The organism is Paenibacillus wuxiensis (assembly GCF_040195695.1).
Classification (GTDB): Bacteria; Bacillota; Bacilli; order Paenibacillales; family Paenibacillaceae; genus Paenibacillus_B; species Paenibacillus_B suaedae.
Window position 1 is genome coordinate 371,439 of record NZ_JBEFZI010000003.1, and the last position, 21,817, is coordinate 393,255.

Annotated in this window: 19 protein-coding genes; 7 read left to right on the forward strand and 12 right to left on the reverse strand. The window is 47.5% G+C overall.

Features of this window, described 5'->3' with window-relative positions:
• Positions 1-46 precede the first annotated feature (46 nt).
• Entirely contained in the window at positions 47-2,233 is a 2,187-nt protein-coding gene (locus ABN764_RS07940) for a helix-turn-helix transcriptional regulator (protein WP_446671501.1), read from the reverse strand.
• A gap of 251 nt (positions 2,234-2,484) precedes the next feature.
• On the opposite strand from ABN764_RS07940, the gene ABN764_RS07945 reads away from it, so the two are divergent.
• Positions 2,485-3,612, forward strand: coding sequence for a stalk domain-containing protein (locus ABN764_RS07945; RefSeq protein WP_446671502.1), 1,128 nt, complete (start codon positions 2,485-2,487; stop codon positions 3,610-3,612).
• Between the two features lie 145 nt (positions 3,613-3,757).
• Positions 3,758-4,885: an ATP-binding protein gene (locus ABN764_RS07950; protein ID WP_446671503.1), complete on the forward strand. Its 1,128-nt coding sequence runs from the start codon at positions 3,758-3,760 to the stop codon at positions 4,883-4,885.
• A gap of 111 nt (positions 4,886-4,996) precedes the next feature.
• Here ABN764_RS07950 and ABN764_RS07955 read toward each other — a convergent pair whose 3' ends face one another.
• A complete protein-coding gene (locus ABN764_RS07955; RefSeq protein ID WP_446671504.1) occupies positions 4,997-5,311 on the reverse strand; it encodes a DMT family transporter in 315 nt (104 codons plus the stop codon).
• Between the two features lies 1 nt (position 5,312).
• Positions 5,313-5,576, reverse strand: coding sequence for an SMR family transporter (locus ABN764_RS07960; protein ID WP_446671643.1), 264 nt, complete (start codon positions 5,574-5,576; stop codon positions 5,313-5,315).
• Positions 5,577-5,813: 237 nt separating this feature from the next.
• Here ABN764_RS07960 and ABN764_RS07965 point away from each other — a divergent pair, with 237 nt between their 5' ends.
• Entirely contained in the window at positions 5,814-7,139 is a 1,326-nt protein-coding gene (locus ABN764_RS07965) for a PepSY-associated TM helix domain-containing protein (protein ID WP_446671505.1), read from the forward strand.
• Between the two features lie 417 nt (positions 7,140-7,556).
• On the opposite strand, the gene ABN764_RS07970 is transcribed toward ABN764_RS07965, so the two are convergent.
• The 4 genes from ABN764_RS07970 to ABN764_RS07985 form a co-directional block, all read right to left on the reverse strand.
• Complete coding sequence (locus ABN764_RS07970; protein ID WP_021257356.1) at positions 7,557-7,985, reverse strand: threonine/serine exporter family protein; 429 nt, start codon at positions 7,983-7,985, stop codon at positions 7,557-7,559.
• A 59-nt stretch (positions 7,986-8,044) separates the two neighbouring features.
• Positions 8,045-8,803: a threonine/serine exporter family protein gene (locus ABN764_RS07975; protein ID WP_021257357.1), complete on the reverse strand. Its 759-nt coding sequence runs from the start codon at positions 8,801-8,803 to the stop codon at positions 8,045-8,047.
• Between the two features lie 224 nt (positions 8,804-9,027).
• Entirely contained in the window at positions 9,028-10,317 is a 1,290-nt protein-coding gene (locus ABN764_RS07980) for a sensor histidine kinase (protein ID WP_268624200.1), read from the reverse strand.
• Positions 10,318-10,340: 23 nt separating this feature from the next.
• Complete coding sequence (locus ABN764_RS07985; RefSeq protein ID WP_065292353.1) at positions 10,341-11,036, reverse strand: response regulator transcription factor; 696 nt, start codon at positions 11,034-11,036, stop codon at positions 10,341-10,343.
• A gap of 399 nt (positions 11,037-11,435) precedes the next feature.
• On the opposite strand from ABN764_RS07985, the gene ABN764_RS07990 reads away from it, so the two are divergent.
• The 3 genes from ABN764_RS07990 (at position 11,436) to pepT (ending at position 14,823) form a co-directional block, all read left to right on the forward strand.
• Complete coding sequence (locus tag ABN764_RS07990; protein WP_446671506.1) at positions 11,436-12,542, forward strand: C45 family autoproteolytic acyltransferase/hydrolase; 1,107 nt, start codon at positions 11,436-11,438, stop codon at positions 12,540-12,542.
• Between the two features lie 14 nt (positions 12,543-12,556).
• Complete coding sequence (locus ABN764_RS07995) at positions 12,557-13,441, forward strand: GyrI-like domain-containing protein (protein ID WP_446671507.1); 885 nt, start codon at positions 12,557-12,559, stop codon at positions 13,439-13,441.
• A 143-nt stretch (positions 13,442-13,584) separates the two neighbouring features.
• A complete protein-coding gene (gene pepT, locus ABN764_RS08000; RefSeq protein WP_446671508.1) occupies positions 13,585-14,823 on the forward strand; it encodes a peptidase T in 1,239 nt (412 codons plus the stop codon).
• A gap of 193 nt (positions 14,824-15,016) precedes the next feature.
• Here the strand turns inward: pepT and ABN764_RS08005 are convergent, their stop codons facing one another.
• Positions 15,017-16,969 (reverse strand): GTP-binding protein, encoded by a 1,953-nt coding sequence (locus tag ABN764_RS08005; RefSeq protein WP_446671509.1) that lies wholly within the window; start codon positions 16,967-16,969, stop codon positions 15,017-15,019.
• Positions 16,970-17,096: 127 nt separating this feature from the next.
• On the opposite strand from ABN764_RS08005, the gene ABN764_RS08010 reads away from it, so the two are divergent.
• Positions 17,097-17,858, forward strand: coding sequence for a tyrosine-protein phosphatase (locus tag ABN764_RS08010; protein WP_446671510.1), 762 nt, complete (start codon positions 17,097-17,099; stop codon positions 17,856-17,858).
• A gap of 94 nt (positions 17,859-17,952) precedes the next feature.
• Here the strand turns inward: ABN764_RS08010 and ABN764_RS08015 are convergent, their stop codons facing one another.
• The 4 genes from ABN764_RS08015 to ABN764_RS08030 all read right to left on the reverse strand — a co-directional run bounded on the left by ABN764_RS08015 (position 17,953) and on the right by ABN764_RS08030 (position 21,816).
• Complete coding sequence (locus ABN764_RS08015) at positions 17,953-18,408, reverse strand: MerR family transcriptional regulator (RefSeq protein ID WP_446671511.1); 456 nt, start codon at positions 18,406-18,408, stop codon at positions 17,953-17,955.
• Positions 18,409-19,422, reverse strand: coding sequence for a medium chain dehydrogenase/reductase family protein (locus ABN764_RS08020; protein WP_446671512.1), 1,014 nt, complete (start codon positions 19,420-19,422; stop codon positions 18,409-18,411).
• Between the two features lie 80 nt (positions 19,423-19,502).
• Positions 19,503-20,984, reverse strand: a complete 1,482-nt coding sequence (locus tag ABN764_RS08025; RefSeq protein WP_446671513.1) for a WG repeat-containing protein — start codon at positions 20,982-20,984, stop codon at positions 19,503-19,505.
• 124 nt (positions 20,985-21,108) lie between these two features.
• Positions 21,109-21,816, reverse strand: coding sequence for a DNA alkylation repair protein (locus ABN764_RS08030; protein WP_446671644.1), 708 nt, complete (start codon positions 21,814-21,816; stop codon positions 21,109-21,111).
• Position 21,817: the final 1 nt, after the last annotated feature.

Below are 21,817 nucleotides of genomic sequence, written 5' to 3' on the forward strand. Positions count from 1 at the left end.
ATTTTGCCGATTTGGCTTCTATTTCGTTTACGACTCATTCCCTCCGCTAACCACTTGCCTCTTGCACCTGCTCCAGCCGGTACTGTGCTGGTGTCATCCCTGTTGATTTTTTGAAGGCGGTGAAGAAGTGGCTCTTGGTCTGGAAGCCTGCCTGCTGTGAAATATCTGCAACACTCAAATCGGAATGCAGCAGCAATTCCTTCACCATTTCGATACGCCTATTGAGTATGTACTGAGACATGGAGTATCCATAATGATCGAGAAATAGCTGGCGCACGTATTTGGCGGAGAGTGCAATATGGTCTGCGATATCATCGACAGACAGTGCTGGATCATGAATATGATACTGGATATATTCGACCACCTCTTGAACGATCTTCCCCTTGCGATTCAAGCTCTTCTGATTGCCAAGCAGCGACATGATGCGGACTATCTCTTCCTTCATCCACATATGGATTTCCTCCAGCTTCGTGAACCTCTTCAGGCGCTGCTCCATCCCCTCCACATTATCAATGGAAGTCAGCTTGCTGAAGGATTTGACGAAAGAGAAGAATAACAGCCGCAGCTGGAACTGACATTCTGAATACCTCATCGTCTGCAATCTTGCAAATAATTGCTCCAGCAGGTTCAAGGATTGCTCTTCCTTGCCGCTCCGAATAGACTGGATGAGCTGATCCAGCAATATATCATCCGGCTGACAGTGCAAATCTGCGTATCGTTCATACTCCTGCTCCGTATAAATGCGATCCTCGCCGCTAACGAACTTGAACAATGTCACCTCACATAGCTCATCATAGACAACACGCATATCATCGCGAACATGCTTGGCTGCACTATAAGCAACAGTGATGTTCATCTGCACATGCTCCTTAGCCTGACGACGGAGCTCCGTTAATTGCTCCATCACATCATCTGCAGGTTCGGCAACTCCAATCAGAAGCAGCAGGTGATCACCGCCAAAGTCGACTACTTCGATCGTTCGGCTCTCGCTGCCTAGAAGTTCTTCCGCAATATTGCCAACTGCATACTTGAGCAGCTTCCGGGACATAAAGTCATATTGCTCCGCAATGTCATAGAAGCCATCAATCTTCACGACAGACAGCCTAATCCATTCGTGTTGAAGAATCCTCGATTCACGAGCAAGCGCTGCCCGCGTGCTGTCTCCCAATCTGCCCTGAAGAATCCATTGACGCAGGTATTCCATCTTGATAAGGGGATAATGATCACGCAGCAGCGTGACACTCTGCTGAATCGCATCGTAATCGCTGACAGCATGAAGTCCAAGCTTCCCGTGAACCTGATTCGCCAGTCTTCGGAAGGGCTTGAAGAAGAGATGTGAATTCCAAAATACAACGATGAGCAGGACAACTAGCAGAAGTACCGAGTACAGCACGATCGTCTGCTGAAAAGTCGTCGCCTGCTGCCGGAATTGCTTCATTCCCGAGAGCGAATATAGGGTCCAGCCTTGCGCTTCTAAGTCGATATAGTTGATGTACAGTCTCTCCCCCTCGTTCTTGAGTTCGAGAGCACCATGTTTATCATTCGATCTAGACTGAATAACCTCAGGCATAATTGACTCATTGATTGCGCCAAGTACCTGTCTCCCCGACCGGTCTAATAACGCGACTTGATAATCCGGATCAGCGTCTCCCGCGATGAGGTACTGCTCCATTGCACGCTTATTCAACAATACAACGAGATAGCCATACTGCTCCTTACGGATATAGGAGGACGGAAGCAATAAGCCTATGTGGGATTTGTTTCCCACTTCATGATGAAAATATTGCAATAGAGTGGGAGCGCCTTGCTTCACTTTCTCGAGAATCGTATGGTCGGAGAATTCCTGAAAGTCGATCAGCCCTACATTGAAATCAATCACTTTTTCTCTGCGCATATTCAATAAGTAAGCGCCTTCAAAAAAGGGTTCTTTCGATAGGTACTTGGATAGGGTTTGGAGTGCTGCTGCATCCTGCAGTGGATCATCTTGATTCGAATACATCCAGTTCTGAATGGTCTGATCCCCGTACATAATCAGTCCATACCCTTTCAGCTTCGACAGAATAAATTCCGTCCGCTCTCTCGTCTCCTCAATTCTCTCCCGATTCATCGTACCTAACTGCACAGTGGCATAATCTGAGAAACGCTGAACAAGAAACAAGGAGAACGGAATAATGATGAGGGTGATAAATATGCCACTCCATACAAAAATGCGCAAATACGTAGATTTGAACATAACCGTAAACTGCCCCCCTCCTCGACGATCTGAACAGACAGTTGTCTGAAAACTTATGAGTACTATCTTAGCCGAACTTCCCCGCAATTGCCTAGTTCTCGATCTTCCGTCAAGTTCTCTTTCGCCCAATTTCCATGTGTCCAAGCTATATTCTCGCCTATTGATCGTGGTCGAATCCTTGACCTGTTGCCTTCCCCTTTCCAGATTCGTCCTGTAATATAGGATGTATATACCTATTTGGAGGGAGATCCTTGAAGATCCTAAAGTGGTTAAACTATGTTTTGGCCGCCGCCGTATTGTTGACAGCCGCCGTCTTCCTCTTCCGTCCCAAAATTGGTTTAGAGTCCGATATTACCATCCGGATTAACCATGCAGAGGCAGAACTAAACGGTAAACCCATATTTCAGTCGGGACGCATATACGTGCCGATGTTTTCACTTGGCCATTATTTATCCTTTTTCACCTGGATGGATAGTTCCAACGATTCCTTTCGCGTGCTTGTTCCCGGACAAGAGGTCTTCATGAAGGTAGGGGAATCTCAAGTCAAATCCTTCGGTAAAACGATACAGCTTGAGGGAGCCCCGATTATACATAACAACGCGCTGTATGTTCCGCTTCAGCTGTTCTCTTCCGTATTGCAAGTACCGATGTCTTGGGAAAGCAGGACTGGCACCGTGGATATTACGTATAACACGCCGTATATATTCGCAAAAGAGAAGGGTGCTGCATTTTGGTTTCGCAAAAGTATAGGTGACCTGTATATGAGTACAGGCAATAAGCCATTTTTACTTAAAAATATAAACTTGGAAACTTCGGATACCAGCATATTGACTGCATCCCAGATCAGTAATGACAGCTATATGCTGCAAATAGAGGATGACACTATTACAGGCTATGTTATCTATAAAGCGATCATCCAACATCATAAAGTGGCGATTTCGTCCTTAGCCCAGTACAAGAGAAGCGGAAATACTCTTAAAAGCATTGATAGAGTCGGAGACTTATGGGTTATGATCGATGACAGCACCTTGAAGCTCGTTGCGTCAGACGGGACAATCAAGACATCCTATTCTGCACAGGAGATCTTCGGAGAGAACGATACGTTTACGGTGGAGGAAGCCTTCGACGATTACTTACTCGTACGCCCATCCAGACAGAAAATCCTGTATCTCTTCAATAGGAAGACCAAAGAATCGATAGCTTTATACAAACATCTCATGACTAGCGAGGAACAAGCATCGATCGACTCCGCATTGGCCAACGGATTGAACAAGGATGGCGACAGTCTTTACTTCAATCGTATAAAGGGAGACGTGCTCTATTTTACTCGTCGGATCGCTGGCGCGAATCCAAACTCGTATACATATCAACTGAAGTAGTAGGACAAAGAGCCTCTGGAACTGACCTCATTTGGGCATCCTGAGGCTCTTATTAATGAAACATGCGATTGACATGAAAAACATTCAGTTTATAATTTACTTAAATACGTAATTACGAATTTCAATAATTGTTTTGGAGTGATGCATGATGGTATCTCCACGCAACGTGGAAGACGAGTTAGATGTACTGAAAGCTCAATTAGAAGAAGTACATCAGCTAGTCAGACGAATCGCATCAGACGGCGCTGTTCCGGGTCAGAGAGCATTCGAAATGCCCCTTACACAGTCTGTGCAACAAAGCTATGACCGAGAAGACCTCGGGGAATTGAATTACTCAGGTTCTTATTACAACAACACGAATGAACTCTACCATTTGCTTCCTTGTCAACGACGAGTAAGCCAATTGCTTACCTTAGACAGTGATAAGGCCGCCAAGGTACTCGGCGCGCTCGGGCATAAGCAGCGTCTTGATATTCTGATCTCCCTACTGCAAGGGCCGCAAACTGGATCGCAGCTTGTAGAACAGCTTCATATGGGGACAACTGGTCAATTGTATCACCATACGAAGGCTTTGCTTGGTGCCGATCTGCTCGTTCAGGAAGAACGCGGCGGAGCCTATTCCGTTCCCAAGCACCGTATCATGCCGCTCCTGCTGCTCCTATCAGCTGCCACCGACTTGAACAACGCCAGCGACTACATGGAGATGGCAGAGGCACGGAGTAATGCCGGTACTTACTTGGGAGCTCCTGAAGATGAATATGACCCGCATCTATTGATACATGCTGTCCTAGAGAACTGTATCCAAGAACACCAGGCAGGGTATTGCACAGAAGTGAACCTGTTTGTACATCAGGATAGAAGCGTTACTGTTGCGGACAACGGCCGAGGCATCCCAGTGAATGTTCTTCCCGGTCATAATATTACACAGGCACAATCCGTTCTAACGGATATGGGAAGGTTCTCAAGAAGCGCTTCGTTCACAGCTCCTGGAGGAGAACAGGGGATTAGCATGGCGGTCGTCAATGCGCTCTCATCCAACCTTTCTGTGGAGATTCGCCGTGAAGGAAGAGTATTCCGCCAAGATTATAAGCAGGGTATTCCACAAGGAAGATTACGGACAATCGGTATTACTCAAGATACAGGAACGAGCATTACATTCCTGCCAGACAATAAGCTTTTCTGCTTGGCAATCGAATACGACATACTAGCTACCCAAGTTAACATAATTAACGGAGCTTACCCCGATTTAAACATCCGTATTCATCATGAATAGCTGCACGCTTTAGGCATGATTCTGGCCAAGAATCCAATCACACATCTTGTGCTGTCGCGGTCTATAAAGGGATCTTGGCCCCCCCTGTCGGTCTGCTTGTCAGTGATCCAGTTATTCAAGCAGCTTCAAGCCGACCACGCAGCCAATGATCCCTAAAATGCATAACAAGCGAAATGGGCGCTTTGATTCCCGGTATACCAGCATCCCCACCAATGCCGAACCTACCGTACCGACACCTGTCCATACTGCATAAGCGGTCGATAGCGGTATCATCTGCATGGCTCCGATAAGCAATTTAAAGCTGAGGAGGAAAGCGGCAATCATCATCATATTATTTGGCCAATTGTTCTTCTCAGCAACCCGTTTAATACCGATGACACCGATGACTTCAAGCAGCCCTGCCGCAATTAATGCTATCCACGCCATCTCAGTGCCCCTCCTTCCCACTCGTCAGCTTCAAGCCCTTGATGAACAGCAGAAGCAGCAGTATGATTCCGATTTTGAGCGGATGAAACGTATTAGACATAACCGCTTCTACAACGACCGTTCCAACAGTCCCAATACCTGCAAATACGGCATACGTTGTCCCGATTGGAATGACCGCAGCAGCACGGATAATAAGGTCAAAACTAAGCAGCAGCGCTACAAGAACAACTAACGGTGGAATCTGCCCGTACTTGAAGCCGCTTATGGCGTTCTACTTATGACCTTCTACTACTTCATTTCCCCCTTTCTTCTGTCATTATTTTTCCTATATATACCATTATCTAATAATTCTCTACTACGATTATCTCGAAATTAAGTAACTAAATTTTCAATAAATGCGGTGAAATATAGCCCGATCGAGTCTTGTCCGCTTTTTCGCCTCCACATACAATGACATAGTATTGCAACCTAGCCCCTGTTTTTAGAGGAGGAACATCATAGTATGAAGACAAACAACAGACTTAGCCATATGTTTTGGCGATGGCATTTCTATGCGGGGTTGTTCATTGCCCCCCTGCTGATTACGTTATCGCTTAGCGGAATTGGATATCTGTTCAAATCGGAAATCGAGGATATCGCATACAAATCGCTTTACTTTGGACAGAGCACCATCACCCAGACCTTAACAACAAGTCAAGCGATTACAGCTGCAGAGCAAGCGTACCCGGGAGAACGAGTGACGAAGGTCAGTTACTTCGATGAAGAATCGCGCAACACCAGATTCTCCATGCGTGATGAAGCCGGTCAAGAAAGATATGTATTTGTAGATCGTAACAAACAACTCGTTGGTAGCATCCTTGCCGATGATACTTTTGGAAATATAACTCGGAATTTGCATAGTTCATTGCTAGTAGGTGGAACCGTCGTCAACTACTTGGTAGAACTAGCGGCGTGCTGGGCAGTATTTCTGATCGTCTCTGGCCTATATATGGGTTGGAAAAAGAGAGCGTCTGCAACTGGAACGAAGCGTGAGAAGGCGAAATCAAGGCATACCGTTTTCGGTATTATATTCACCATACCATTGCTTATTCTTATCGTTACGGGTCTGCCTTGGTCTGGCTTCATGGGTAACCAGATCTATCAACTGGCGGCAAGCAACGAATCGATCGGGTATCCAAAGCTGTATGTGAGCCCGCCGCAATCCGAGGCGAAGGAGCTGCCATGGGCTACTAGAAAGGAGAAAGCTCCTCAATCCTCATCCGGCTACCTGCCACTCTCTGTAGACGATATCGAGCATATGCTCCATCATTACGGAGTGACCAAGCCTTTCGTCTTGAGCCTGCCAGCAGACGAGAAAGACGTCTACACGGCATCAAAATCCGCAGGATCAGGCATTACCGGAATGGATGTTATCAAGCCTAGCGAGGAAATAACAGCTTACTTCGATCAGTATAGCGGCACACAGATTCATAAGATCGACTACCGCGATTACGGACTTATCGCCCAGTGGTTCACCTACGGGATTCCTTTGCATGAAGGGCATCTATTCGGTTGGCCGAACCAGATCCTATGCCTGCTGACAGTAGTTGCACTGCTTGCCATTGTATACTGGGGAGTTAAAATGTGGTGGATGCGCAGACCTCGCGGAAGACTTGCAGCACCTCCAAGACAGCCGTACACGAAATCAATGATCGGCTTCTATGTCATTTTAATCACTCTCGGTCTGCTCATGCCGCTGCTTGGCATGTCCCTGCTTGTGATTGCACTTATTGAATTGGTACGCTTCCTGTTATTCCGAGGAAAATCAGCGAAATCCGTAACCGGTTAATTGAAAATTAGAAAAGGGGACAGGCCTCGGCCTTCCCCTTTCTTTGCTCTACCCGGTTACAATAAAATAATCGTCCTGCCGCACACGTATGATATAATCCCCACAAACCTAATGTAAAGGAAGTGGTATTTCATGACTCTCTCTATAATGGGGGTTATGGCTCTATTATTATTCTACGCCTCGTTGACAATAGGCGTTATTATCCTAATCAGCAAACGAGCAAAGAACCCCAATCGTAAACTCGCTCTCCTCACGCTAACCATTACATGTGCGATTTTGCTCAATGAATTGATAACCAAGTTCTTATATGGACAGCGAATTAATCTATTTACAATATTTTCATTAATCATCTTAGCTGCCTCTTGTTCTATACAATTCAGAAAGAAAAATTAAGGGAGAGCGTACTTCATCATCACCTTATCCCTTGACTCGTCTACGCATCACCTGATGCAGAACTTCTGAAAAAATGATTCCGATCGCGATAGCGCCCGATATCATCGACGCCTTGAAGGCAAGCTGAATCGCCTGATCGTACTGATCTTCTACAATATTTCGCATCGCATCATATGCTATGCCACCGGGTACAAGCGGAATGACGCCGGCAACGTTGAACACAATAATCGGGGTGCGATACAGCTTAGCGAACAAATGACTCATCATCGCAATGACGAATGATGCGGCCAAGCTCGCAGGAATAGGGCCAATATTATTGTCCGTGCACAGAATATATACGAACCAGCCTGCCATGCCGACAAATCCACATTGAAGCATCAGCTTAGGCGGACTGTTGAATAGAATTCCGAACGCAGCCGAAGCAACGAAGCTCACAATGAGCTGCTCAATCATAACCAAGTGCCTCCCTCAGTCTATATGTCCATCATGTTGAGTTTTTTAGATATCAGATCCTAGGCAAATGACAAGACACAAGCTACCCCTGCTCCAATTGCGAAGGCAGTCAAAAATGCTTCCGCTCCCTTCGAGATCCCTGATACTAAGTGTCCCGCCATCAAATCACGAACTGCATTCGTAATAAGCAGCCCAGGAACAAGCGGCATCACCGACCCGATGACGATCTTATCGAGATCACGACCCAGACCATACTGCACACAGAAATAGGACACTGTTCCGACTACAATCGATGCTAGAAATTCAGAGAAAAACTTAATCCGCGATAAGCGATGGAAATAAAGAAAGAGTGAAAATCCAAGCCCGCCAGCAAGCAGCGAGGGAATGAACTCCGGCCATCCGCCCCGGAACATAATCGTAAAACAGCCGCTAGACAGCATCGCAGCAGCAATCTGCAGCCATACGGGGTAAGCCAGATTGGATACCTCAATTTTTTTCAGTAAACGATGAGCCTCTGTATAGGACAAGCTGCCGCTGCTGATCTTCCGTGAAATATCATTCACGAGTGTCACCTTCTTCAGATCAGTCGACCGCTCGGATATTCGATACAAGCGTGTAATCGGTGCTGAACCATCTATCGCGAAAATAATACCTGTCGGTGTCACGAAGCTGTGGCAATTCTCGTATCCATAGGAAGCAGCAATACGTATCATGGTATCTTCCACCCGATTCGTCTCTCCACCGCTCTGCAGCATAATCTTTCCGGCTAATAAGCACAGTTGTGTAATTTCATAGCTTTCATTTGCTTGTAGGCTCATCCGATGTCTCCCCTATGAATGGCATGAATTTCCCATATTGTAACCGACAGGACAATCTTTAGTCTATGCCTGCTGATTATGCGACTATTCGCAAGCCTTGGGGTATGCCCCTTGCGCATGAGCGACATCTCAAAAAGGCCCATTGAGTTTTCAATGAGCCTTGCCATACCGCTGAGCTCAAGCAGTGAGCTCATGCCTCAACGCCTTGTTGAACGCCTCCGCTATCACCTTGCGGAAGCACTTGAACGGGACATCGTTGGTGCTGTAACGATTACTCCATTGCTCGATGAATTCTTCGATACTGCTGGCAGTATCGTCTCGAATGTCGTCTGATACGGATTGCTGTATGCCGCGATTTGTCCTCCATGAACTTCGATAATACTTTTCGTAATGGCCAGCCCGAGCCCCGTACCGCCTGTCTCCTTGGAACGAGACTGCTCCACACGATAGAATCGGTCGAAGATGAATGGCAGATCCCGTTCCGGTATCGGCTCGCCATAATTGATAATACGAATAATTGCTTGTCCGTCCAGTGACTGTATCTCGATGTCGATATATTTCCCCTTGCGGCCATACTGAATTGCATTTGACAATAAATTCTCATACGCCCGAACGAGCCTGTCGCCGTCTGCCAGTACATTGAGCGTGTCCTTCTCTACATGCAATCTGCACTCCAAGCCTGCCTTTTCCAGACTAGGTACGAATTCCTCCACTAATTGACGGATGAAGCTCGTAATGTGCAGTTCCTGTACTTGAAGCGGAAGTCCGTTATTGATGCGTGTGTACTCGAACAAATCATCGATTAGTTTTTTCAAGTCGAGCGCTTTTTCATAGGCAATGTTGACATAATAACGAATCTCCACCTCGTCATGATAACGATCCTTCTCTATAAGCTCGAGGAAGCCGAGTATCGATGTTAGCGGTGTGCGCAAATCATGCGATACCCCCGTAATGAGATCGCTCTTTGTTTTCTCCGCCTTCCGCTCTTCCTCAATCGATTGGCTTAACTGTCGACTCATTTGGTTAATGCTCTCCGCCACATTGCCCAGCATTTGAGCTGATCTTACCGGTATTTCATGTTGAAGCTCACCCGTAGCGATTTCACCCAGTCCATGAGTAATCTCTTGCAGGTAGCTGTCCAATTCAGTTGCTACGCCATTGATCCTTTGTGCAATATCGCCTAGTTCGTCCGACGAATCTATTTGGATATTCACAGCGAAGTTCCCGTTCGCCATCTCCTGTAGCCCATTCGAGATATTCGTGAATTGACTTACTATAGGGCGACTCAGCTGATAGTAGCTAAATATAAATAATAGGCATCCCGACATGATAAGCACGGGCTGGGAGCCGACATTGTTGATCACCCATTTCAGCGCTATATTATACGGACTATGCTGCAGCAAGTAAGAGGCCAGCAGCTGTCCGAGCAGTAAAAAAATACCCGTGGCACCGATACTCGCAATAAATGTAATTAGGAATTTCCATCGAATCGAATTCAGCCATTTCGTCGTCATGTTTCGCTTCTCCATATCCGTTCTTATCCCATTTTATAGCCGATGCCCCAGACCGTCTTGATATATTGCGGGTTTTGGCGATCCTTCTCGATTTTTTCCCTTATCTTACGAATATGTACCATTACCGTGTTTTTAGATTCCATGAAGGGCTCGTTCCACACTTCTTCGTATATCTTCTCCATGCTGAGCACGATCCCACGATTGACCGCAAGCAGCTTCAATATGGCGAACTCCCGCGGCGTTAGCTTTACAGGAATATCATCTACCATAACCGTGTAGGTCGCTGTATTAATCACCATATCGTCAATGAAGATTTCATGTTCAGTATGCGGATTTTCCTCTTTCCGGAGCTGTTTCGTTCTCCGCAACAGAGATTTGATTCGCGCCATCAGCACGAGCGGATTGAACGGCTTCGTCTCATAATCATCGGCGCCAATGCTGAGCCCTGTAATTTTATCTATATCCTGATCCTTCGCGGACAGCATAATAATAGGTGTATTGCGTTCCTCCCGAATCTTCATGCATGCCTGAATGCCATCCATATGAGGCATCATCACATCCAGAATAATCAGCTGCACCTCATGCTTCTCCAGTAGATCCAAAGCCTCGATTCCATTGGATGCCTGAAGCAGCTCATACCCTTCATTCTTCAAATAAATTTGCAGCAGTTCAATGATTTCCTTCTCATCATCAACGACAAGAATCGTTTCCTTGCCCATGTGACTATCTCCCTTTCCATGTATGCTAATAAAACGCTTCTGCTTGAAGGAGCGTCTTCCCTTGGTACATATTAATTCGACTTCCAACTACTTACTCCTCTTCTAGCAGCGGGATGAGGACGAACCCCTTACGCCGTTCCAACTCTGCAGCTTACGTAATAAGCGATAATAAGCGATATATAATAGGACGCCCAGTTAGGGGGATTGTTCCTGCCGTTAAGTGAATGTTAAGAAATTAAGAATTTGATAAGGATTGACCTTCAACCAGAGACAAGAGACATCTGAATATGCCGTATTGCTGCACAGCCCTGAGAAGACAGCAGGAAATATCATAACGTAGGAAGCTTATCCCGCTACACTAGAACAAGAGCTAACAATGTCATGAAGGGGGATTTATGTATGCAGCAAATCCAAGGCTATTTTTCTTATATCGAGGGAACGCGTTTTGAGGCGGGGTACCAGCAAGGAGAGTTTGCGAAGAGGCATCCTCACTTTCTGCAAGGCATATTATTGAACGAGCCGTTACCTGAGGATCAATGGAAAGAAGCAGCCGCACTGCTTGAACAATATTGTCCAGGAATAACGGAGGAGATTGACGGATTCTGTGCGGCATTAGAAGTGCCGCCGTCGTTGATTTCTTATTATGCCAGCTCTGCGCTTCATTCAGGATGCAGCCATTGTGCTATCCTTCCAGCTAAAACCGAGAATGGGCACACGTACATGCTCCGCAATTACGATCTCTCCCCCAATGTGGATGATATGAGGCTATGCTCTACATCCATTGAGAAGGCGTATAGGCATACTGGCTTTTCCGTATTTCTGTTCGGCAGAACAGAAGGCATGAATGAGCATGGACTATGCGTCACCTTCTCTGCTTGCGGCATGCCTGTCGGCAATGCACCCGGTATGAGACCTCCTAGAGCTAGCGGCTTGCAATTCTGGGCAGTCGTGCGAGCTTTACTAGAACAGTGCCGCAACGTCAGCGAAGCCCTGCATCTCGTGAAGGAGATGCCGATTGCATCCAACATGAATCTCATCATCTGCGACCCGCATGGCCATGCAGCATTGGTCGAAACCTTCGACGGACACAAAGCAATTCGCGAGGTAGGCGATACAAACCAAACTCCTTATATCGCAGCCACGAACCATCCGCTGTTCGCGGATATTGAGCAATTGGAGCCCGGCAAATTGAATCATTCGGTTGTCCGCCAGCACATCTTGCAGCAGTTCCTGGAGCGGCCTGATTCTGTAAAGATGGAGGATCTGCAATCATTAGTTTCAACTGAATACCCGCAAGGCTTGGCTGTTCATAATTACAACCAGTGGTTCGGCACATTGCGTTCCATGCTGTTCGACTTGGATGATCGAACGATCAATATATGCTTTGGTTCTCCAATTGATAATCCATGGTATACTGTGCCCGTAGGCGGGAAAATGCCAGTAGATCATGTGCAGATATCGATACATCATCATGATTATGCACCTGATTTTTGGCAAATGAAATAAGTGGTGATCCGGTTATGCAAACCTATAAGGAACAGATTGAACAAGCGATTCGATTCATCGAATCGCATCTGACAGAGCGGCTGGATGCAGAGCGTGTAGCCACCTCTGTCCATTTGTCATACTATCATTTTCATCGTATTTTTGCTGCAATGACAGGGGAGAAACTCGGTGACTACATTCGCAAGCGTAGACTAACCGAAGCTGCTGTAGTCTTACTGTCGAGTGAGCGATCCATATTGGACATTGCCTTAGAGTTTCAATTTGAGTCCCAAGAGGCCTTCTCCCGCTCATTCAAGCAGGTCTTCGGCATAACGCCAGGCAGTTTCCGTAAGCGCAGCAGACGTCCCATCTTCCTCGAGAAGGATACACTGCTGGGCGATCGCCTGCAGCATCGGCTTGACTCCATTAGCCTTGTCCCAAGCATCACAGAAATCGTGAATGATATTCATGTCGTAGGAGTTAGTGGGGCTGTCTCTCCCGATCACAATACGATACCGGAACTGTGGAAGGAACTACTTCAACGTCGTCATGAAATTCGCGCTCTGACGTCGGAACTCACAAGCTACGGAATATGTCCACCCCAACAAGATGTCAGGTTCCGAGACATCACGGAGCATTCGACTTTTGGGCATATGGCTGGATTCGCCGTGGAGCGTATTGCTGACATTCCGCACGGCATGCGGTCGTACACCATATCTGCCGGTACCTATGCTGTCTTCAAGCATCAGGGTACTACCCAGCAGCTCCGGAGCACCTACGATTACATCTGGGGAACATGGCTGAACAACACACCGCTTCGCCTCGATGATCGGGCAGACTTCGAGGTATATGGACGTGACTTCTATGGACCACACCATCCACAGTCGACAATATGGATTCACATCCCCATTCAAAAATAGGGAGGGTTCATGAGAAGTTGGAATGGCACCCCCTCCCTTCTTAAACATGTTCCAAGGGGACGCTGCCACAAATAGGGTAAAGTCCTGCTATTCGTGGTAAGATGAAAGGAGATTGATACGCTACTATTCAGAGGTGAAATGTCGTGAAACAAGAACTAATTGAACGCTTTACATCCTATGTTAAAGTGAATACCCAATCCAATGACGACAGCGAAACTTGCCCTTCCACACCTGGACAGCTCGACTTGGCTCGCCTGCTCGTGGATGAGCTGAAGACACTCGGCATGGAAGAAGTGACAATGGACGAGAACGGCTACGTCATGGCTACGCTTCCTGCCAATACAGACAAGGACATTCCTACAATCGGCTTCCTCTCCCATGTGGACACGGCTACCGAACTATCGGGCGAAGGCGTAAATCCTCAACTGGTTGAGAACTACGACGGCAAGGACATCGTGCTGAATGAAGCACAAGGCGTTGTTCTCTCGCCAAAGGACTTCCCTGAACTACATAATTACATCGGGCATACGCTCGTTACAACAGATGGCACAACACTGCTCGGCGCAGACGATAAAGCTGGCATTACTGAAATTATGACAGCGATGGCGTACTTGATTCGCAATCCAGAAATCAAGCACGGGAAGGTTCGCGTTGCCTTCACTCCAGACGAGGAAATCGGCAGAGGCCCTCATCGCTTCGATGTAGAAGCCTTCAATGCTCGTTATGCGTACACGGTAGACGGAGGCCCGCTTGGCGAGTTGGAATATGAGAGCTTCAATGCTGCTCAAGCTACCTTGACCTTCAAGGGCAAGAACGTCCACCCGGGTACGGCCAAGAACAAAATGGTCAATGCAGCGAAAATCGCAATGGAATTCAATAGCCGCTTGCCTGTAGAGGAAGCTCCTGAATCGACAGAAGGCTATGAAGGCTTCTACCATCTGTCCTCCATTAGCGGCGATGTAGAGATGACGAAAATGCGCTACATTATTCGTGATTTCGATCGAGACAACTTTAACGCTCGCAAGCAGAACATGGAGAACATCGTGAAGAGCTTGCAGGAGAAGTATGGAGCTGAACGCGTCAGCATTGAGCTGAAGGATCAGTATTACAATATGCGTGAAAAAATCGAACCTGTGAAGCACATAGTCGACATTGCCTACAAAGCGATGAAGAACGTTGGCGTAGAGCCTGATATCAAGCCGATTCGCGGTGGTACAGACGGTTCACAATTGTCTTATATGGGACTGCCTACACCGAACATTTTCACAGGCGGAGAGAACTATCATGGCCGCTATGAATATGTGTCCGTCGATAATATGCAGAAGGCTACAGAGGTCATTGTTGAAATTGTGAAGCTGTTTGAACAGCAAGGCGCTGAATAATTGCTTCACGCGTTCTGTCTAAAATAGAGGAACGGAAGAAGGCTGTCCAAGTTGGGAGATTCCCCATTCTGTTGGACAGCCTTTCTTTATGGTAGTACGGAAATAAACGCTTAGACTGGCGATCGTATGGGGACGATCCTCCTTGTGCACGTAGGTCTGATGCACAAAAATTCTAGCTCCGTTATTAGCTATGTTATTCACTATGCATATGGGAATCTGCCTCATCCCATGGAACTCGATACGCCTGTCCCTTGGCACAGAAGATGGAAGAGGATGTATAGGCCGGATCTGCGTCCTTGTCGTAGCTCTTGCGTGTAATCACCTCATCCGCATTATGACACTCATCGTATCCGCCGAATAGAAGCTGAAGCATCCCTTTGCCCTGTGTATAGGCGGCAAGCTCCGTGCTGTAGTTCATGAAAGTGGAGACCGGAACCTTCCCTGTGATGACCGCCTTATTGCCGATAAATGCAGGGGGTTCAAGTGCACCATGCGCCTTCTGCACATCCACCATTACCTTGCCCATATCATCCGTATCCACCGTTATTTTGAAGTCATAATACGGTTCCAACAGTACGTTATCCGCCTGCTCCAACCCTTGACGCAGCGCACGGAAAGAAGCCTCTCGGAAATCCCCGCCACTCGTATGGCGGTTATGTGCTCGTCCTGTCAGCAGTGTAATCCGCACGTCCGTTAGCGGCGATCCCGTCAGCAGCCCATGGTGATCCCGTTCCAGCAAATGCTGCATAATTAAATTCTGATAATTGACGCCAAGCTCATCGGGATGACACTCGTTGAACACCTGAATGCCGCTGTCTCGTTCTCCAGGCTCCATACGCAAGCGTGCCTCTGCATAGTGCCCAAGCGGTTCAAAGTGTCCGCATCCATTCACGGTAGAGCGTATCGTTTCTTTATAGAGAATTTCAGGATCCGCAAATGATACCGTAATGCCGAATCGTTCCTTCACGATCCGCGCTAACACTTCCAGTTGAATAGCACCCATGACGTGAATGTGAATCTCCTGAACATGCTCATCCCACTGCACACGAAGAGCAGGATCTTCCGCATCCAACTGGTGGAAGCAAGCCAGCACCTCCTTCACGTGCAACTCGGCTGGGAAGATAACCTTAGACTTGAGTGTAGGTACAATATGATAGATAGCAGTGTCCTTATAGGCGCCGACACCCACTCCTGCAGAAGCAGCCGTAAGCCCCGTAACCGCACATAGCTGTCCTGCTTCTACTCGCTCGACATTCTGCGCCTTCTGCCCATTATAGATACGAATCGATGTAATCTTCTCAAGGATGGTATCCGCTTCTGTTCCATATCGGATTTCATCCCGAACAGACAACGTCCCGCTCGTGACCTTCATATGGGTCGTACGAGTTCCCTGATCATCATAGCGGACTTTATACACAAGTCCCGCCATTTCCCCCGTCGTGCAATATTCAGTCTGTACGAATTGATGGATAAGCTCCAAAGCCTGCTGCACGCCTACATCCTGAAGCGCCGAACCGCATACGCAAGGGAACCATCTGCGCTCGGCAAGCATATGCCGCATCTCCCTCAGCCATACTTCTTGCTCATAGCCCTCCTCCATATAGAGCTCGAACAACTGATCATTCCGTTCCGCCATGAAGGCAATGATCTCTTCACTCAGACCCTGATCCGGATCAAAAGACGTCATGTCGATGATATCTGCGGTCAAATTCTCGCGGATATCTGCGATGACCTGATCTGCATTCGCGCCCACTCGATCTATTTTGTTCAAGAAGAAGACTGTTGGCACTCCCCGCTCCTGCAGCAGCTTCCATACCGTTTCGGTGTGCCCTTGAATACCTTCCACACTGCTTACAATGATGACACCCACATCCATGACTTGTATCGCCCGCTCCATTTCCGCGGAAAAATCGACGTGGCCGGGTGTATCGATAAGTGTGTAGGTGTTGCCTTTGTATGTCATCACGGCTTGATCCGCAAATATCGTGATGCCGCGTTCCTTCTCAATCTCATGGCTATCCAGAAATGCATCCTTGTTATCTACTCGTCCCCGCTGCTGTATGCTTCGCGTATGATACAGCACCTGCTCGGCAAAGGTCGTTTTCCCTGCGTCCACATGGGCGAACAGGCCCAATGTAATATTCATAAAGACACCTCATTGCTGCTATAAATGTCTGTCGGCTTCGTTTGTATTGCCCATTTCTGCTTTTGTTTCTTTCCTGTTGTCTATGATAGCATAGACTTACCTACTTCATGAGAGGCGGATAGAAACAATGAGCGAAGACAACAATCAATTCGAGCCGAAGCAAAACCAAACTGAACGAGTCATCAGCTTGGAAGGCGCCTGCAACGTACGTGACCTTGGGGGGTATCAGACCAAAGAAGGACGTGAAATCCAATGGGGACGCTTCTATCGCGGCGATGGCCAGCACAAGCTGACCGAGCGCGACCAAAAGCTATTGCTAGAACGCGGAATTCATACGGTTATCGACTTGCGCCACGCGCAAGAAGTGAGCATTGCCAAGGATGCATTCGCTGATTCCGACAATGTTGCCTATCATAATGTCGATCTCCTGAATCCAGCGACAACGAACCAACCTCAAGTTAACAGTCTAGGCGATCTGTATGTCAGTATGCTGGACAATAGCCAAGGTGCATTCCTACGAATATTCGCAATTCTTGCTAATCCTTCTGAGGAAGCCGTTCTCTTCCACTGTACAGCTGGGAAAGATCGAACAGGTATGGTTGCTGCCCTGCTGCTGGATCTGGCAGGTGTACCGCATACAACCATTATTGAAGATTATGCGATGACAGCTGAATGTCTCCTCCCTATTATGGACGAGCTGCGCGCCGGCCGACCGGAAGGAATGCCCGCAGACTTATATGAACGGCTCCTAGGATGCGATCCTAGCAACATGGAGATGATGCTTCAACATCTGCATGCAGCATATGGAGGATCAGAGCGTTATTTAGCGGCGATTGGATTGTCAGAGGAGAAAGTACAAGCATTGAGACAAAAACTGCTGGAGTCGTAATCAAGAAATTCACGAAGTTTACGTTATTCAGAGAGTTTAGACAGTTATCCATAAAATATGAGCGAATAAAAGGAAAAGGACTAGCCACGTAAGGTTAGTCCTTTCGATTGTTCGTGCTCTTCTGCTGTTCATGCAGCAGTTCATCATACATTCTTCTTTTTTCTTCAGCAGTTTTCCTGACAGACTCCAGCTGTACAATCTGCACGTTAAGTCGCGTAAGATGACGATCAAGCATGTCCATTCGTTTGTGCAGTGTATCTTCTATATCATGCGGCAGACGCTCACCAGACAATAGACATCCATCCTCCGTAAACGCTGCAATGTCCTCCAGCTTCATGCCCGTTTGCTTCAGTCCATAGATGAATTGAATGAATCTCAAATCCTGATCGCTATACTGCCTCACACCTTCCGGCTTCCCACCCTGACGCTGAGGACTAGGAAGGAGGCCAATCTGTTCATAGTATCGAAGTGTATAGGCAGATACCCCGGTTATTCGTGCTGCTTCCCCAATGGAGTACATCCCTTTATCAGCTCCTTCCCATTGACTCAATTACGCAATTTCCACAAGAATGATTTTCCCGACAGAATGAGCTCCTGCCAACAGTTCCTGCGCGCGAGCTGCCTCTCGCAGCGGAATCCGATGAGAGATAAGCGGATGGATCTCACCCGCTTCCAGCAGGGACATGACGGCCTGCACATCTTCACGGAACCAATCCAATCGTTCCTTCTTTAGCGTAGTAATACTATACATGTGCACAGGGTTCCCACTCTCCGTTGTTCCGCGGGCAGCCGCCCCCATCCAATCCTTCACCCAGTTGTTATTATGTCCCTGTTCAAGTACAGATGTGTAGCCGTAACCGACAAAGCGCCCTTTCGAACTCAACGTCCGCATGGAACGCTCCCAATTGGAGCCCCCAATCGGATCGAACACGGCAGCCATTCCTTTAGGAGCGATGCTAGCAAGTACCTCAACGAAGTCATCTGCATGATAATCTATCGGAATCGCGCCATACCCTGCAACAACCTGATGCTTCGCTGCCGAGGCTGTTCCGTACATCTCCAGTTTCGCCAATCGCCCCAAGTCCTGCAACGCTGTCCCTACACCACCGCTCGCGCCATGGATAAGGATTCGTTCCCCCTCCGATACATTCGCGATGCGGTGCAGCATCTGATATGCCGTCACATAATTCAGCATACAAGCTGCCGCCTCTGAAGCATCTACTGCCGCAGGGATCAGAACAACATCCTCCATTTGGGCATACACATGCGATGCATATCCACCTGTTCCGTTAAAAAATACAGCAACGCGATCCCCTACTGCATAGTCGTTCACGCCAGCTCCAACTGCATCAACGATCCCAACCGCATCATATCCAGGAACAAAAGGTACCTCAGGCGACATCGGATACAGACCTTCCCTGCGCATAATATCTGCAAGCGCAACGCCAGCACTCTGTACCTTCACGCGAACTTCGCCTGCTTCGGGTGTACGCAGCGGTTCTTGCATAGCCTGCAGTACTTCCGGCCCTCCATATTCAGTTACAGTCATCTTGATATTCCACACAAGCCATCTCTCCTTCAGCTGCTTCTTCCTTGATGGCTGTATTGTAGTCCTTCGAGTTCACTCGAAGTCAACACTCAAGCTTATTTCGCGTCATCCCTCCAAATCACTTCTCCCGTCTTGTTAATACATGCATGGATCGAATGGTTGGGATCAGGTGATTGTAACTCCACTTGGGCGATCCCGCCTTCAAAGGTGGAGGCATACTTAAATTGAGGTTCAATAATCGTCTTCCCGTTCACATCCATATAGCCATACAAGCCTTTGCGCTGAAAGCGAATAAGCCCCTCAGAAAGATCGGAGAGATTGCTGGCATTAGGAAACAGCAGCTTTTTCCCCTTCTTGTCGATTAAGCCTGTTGTTTTGGACTTCCGATCATAGTACTGTGCGAATCTATTTTGAAAAGGGTAGAGATCTGCATCTTGCATCGTAAGCATCCATTTTCCCGTTCTGTCTATATAGCCATTCTTCTTGCCGCTTTCAGCAACCGCCATCGCCATTCCATTAGAAAAATATCCGGCATAATCGAACATAGGTGGTATCACGAACTTGCCAGTCGTATCAATAAATCCAGTTCTCTGCTCGATCTTTCCATTGGATCGAGTAAAAACAGTGACGGCTGCCAATCCCTCATGGAATGGATCGGTACTAACGCTATTCGGTATTGGTGCAATCACCGTCTTGCCATTATGATCGATGTAAAATGTTTTTCCGTTCAGTACGACTTTGGCCAACCCTTCGGAAAAGCTATAACCGTGATCATACTTGGCAGGAATGACAACTTTCCCTGTACGGTTCAAGTAGCCGTACTTCACTTGATACCCATTGCCGATCTTTTGTAATTCTTTGAATGCTGCTAGTCCTTCGGAAAAAGAATCAAGTCGATAATACGGCGCTCGAATAGCCAGCTTGCCACTGCGATCCATGTATCCAACATACTGATAACCATCCATGACCGGAGTAAGCTCATCATAACCAAAGTCCACATGGCCGCCGTATTCCGAGTTCAGCAAGACTTCTCCCTGATTATTCATAAACTGTATATTCTGCTTATTATTCAGCACATGCCAATACTGCTTCTGAATATGCGTAAGCGCATCTCCCTCAATAGGCCGAAGCTGAATGAAGGATGTTCCGGGTACAACGGAATAACCGATATCGGTCAAATAACCCGCCATTTCCATCGTAATGAACAGATTGCCGTTAATGAAAACTGCTGGTTTCTCCATCTGCTTGTCTGCTGCATCATTTACACGGACAGTCGTGCTGCCCGCTGTGAATAACACTTTCCCGACTATTCCGCCTTGGGCTACTACTTTATCCTTTGACGCAAGACTCACCTGGTAGCCAAATCGGTCAGCAATCGGACGAAGCGGCACCATAATGACTCCACCCTGCTCGATTGGCCCTTCGGGTAAAAATACGTGCTCTCCCTTGTCATAAATCTCCCAATTTGCCGCCTGAGCTGCATGTACCCCTAGTCCTATCGCTGCTCCCATAACGATGAACGCGATTGCAATGGTTCCCACTATCTTAGCGAACCTAAATTTAGCAAATAAATTCATGCTTCCCCTCCTTACTCATTCGGATCATTGGACGTATGTAAAAAGGTAAATGTTTCTATTTGCGATAAATATATTTGAAGCCAATCACAAAAAAAACACAGGAATTCGTCTCCTGTGCTTCACCTTAACATATACATGTCTTTCGCTTAGCGCCGAGCTTGCCTGCGGCTTCTACTTTACGGATATAGGCCGCTGCTTCCGGTACTTTGCAAGCTGTCTCGCCCATATTGACCTGCACCTTGCCAATGGTCTCTGCCACTCGTATTGCCTCATCATGCAGAGCTAGTACATACGAACCCACTACAATGACAAATTGGTTCATAACGTACCTCACCCGATTGCGTTCCTGATGAACCGTCGATTCGACGAGCGTGAGCATTTTCCTCAACTCTTCGATATCCAGCTTCTCGTCCGAAGTAATCGAGATATAGTGCAGATAGGTGCTCCAGCCGCATGTCGCAATCGGCTCTTCCTTGGATGCCATCCACTCACGGGCTAATTCGAGAGCATACGGACTTTCCGCAGCCACGCCAGCTACCGTACATTCTACAATCATATGCCATGAAGCCTTCTGTGCCCATAATTGCAGAAGTTCCTTGGTCATTACAGATGGATCGACCGTCAGCCCTGCCAAATACATCGCATCGCTATTCCCTGTATCGAACAGCGCACGCGCAAGCTGCTGATCCTTCTTAACCTCCTTGACCAGCTTCTTCAGATCGCCGATCTTTACACCGAACAGCGGCTCCTGCGCCCCATGTCGGAGGAACGTTTTCTTCGTTTTCTCTGTGCCCATCGCTTCCAGCTTAGCCATGACTTCGTCCAGTGTCACC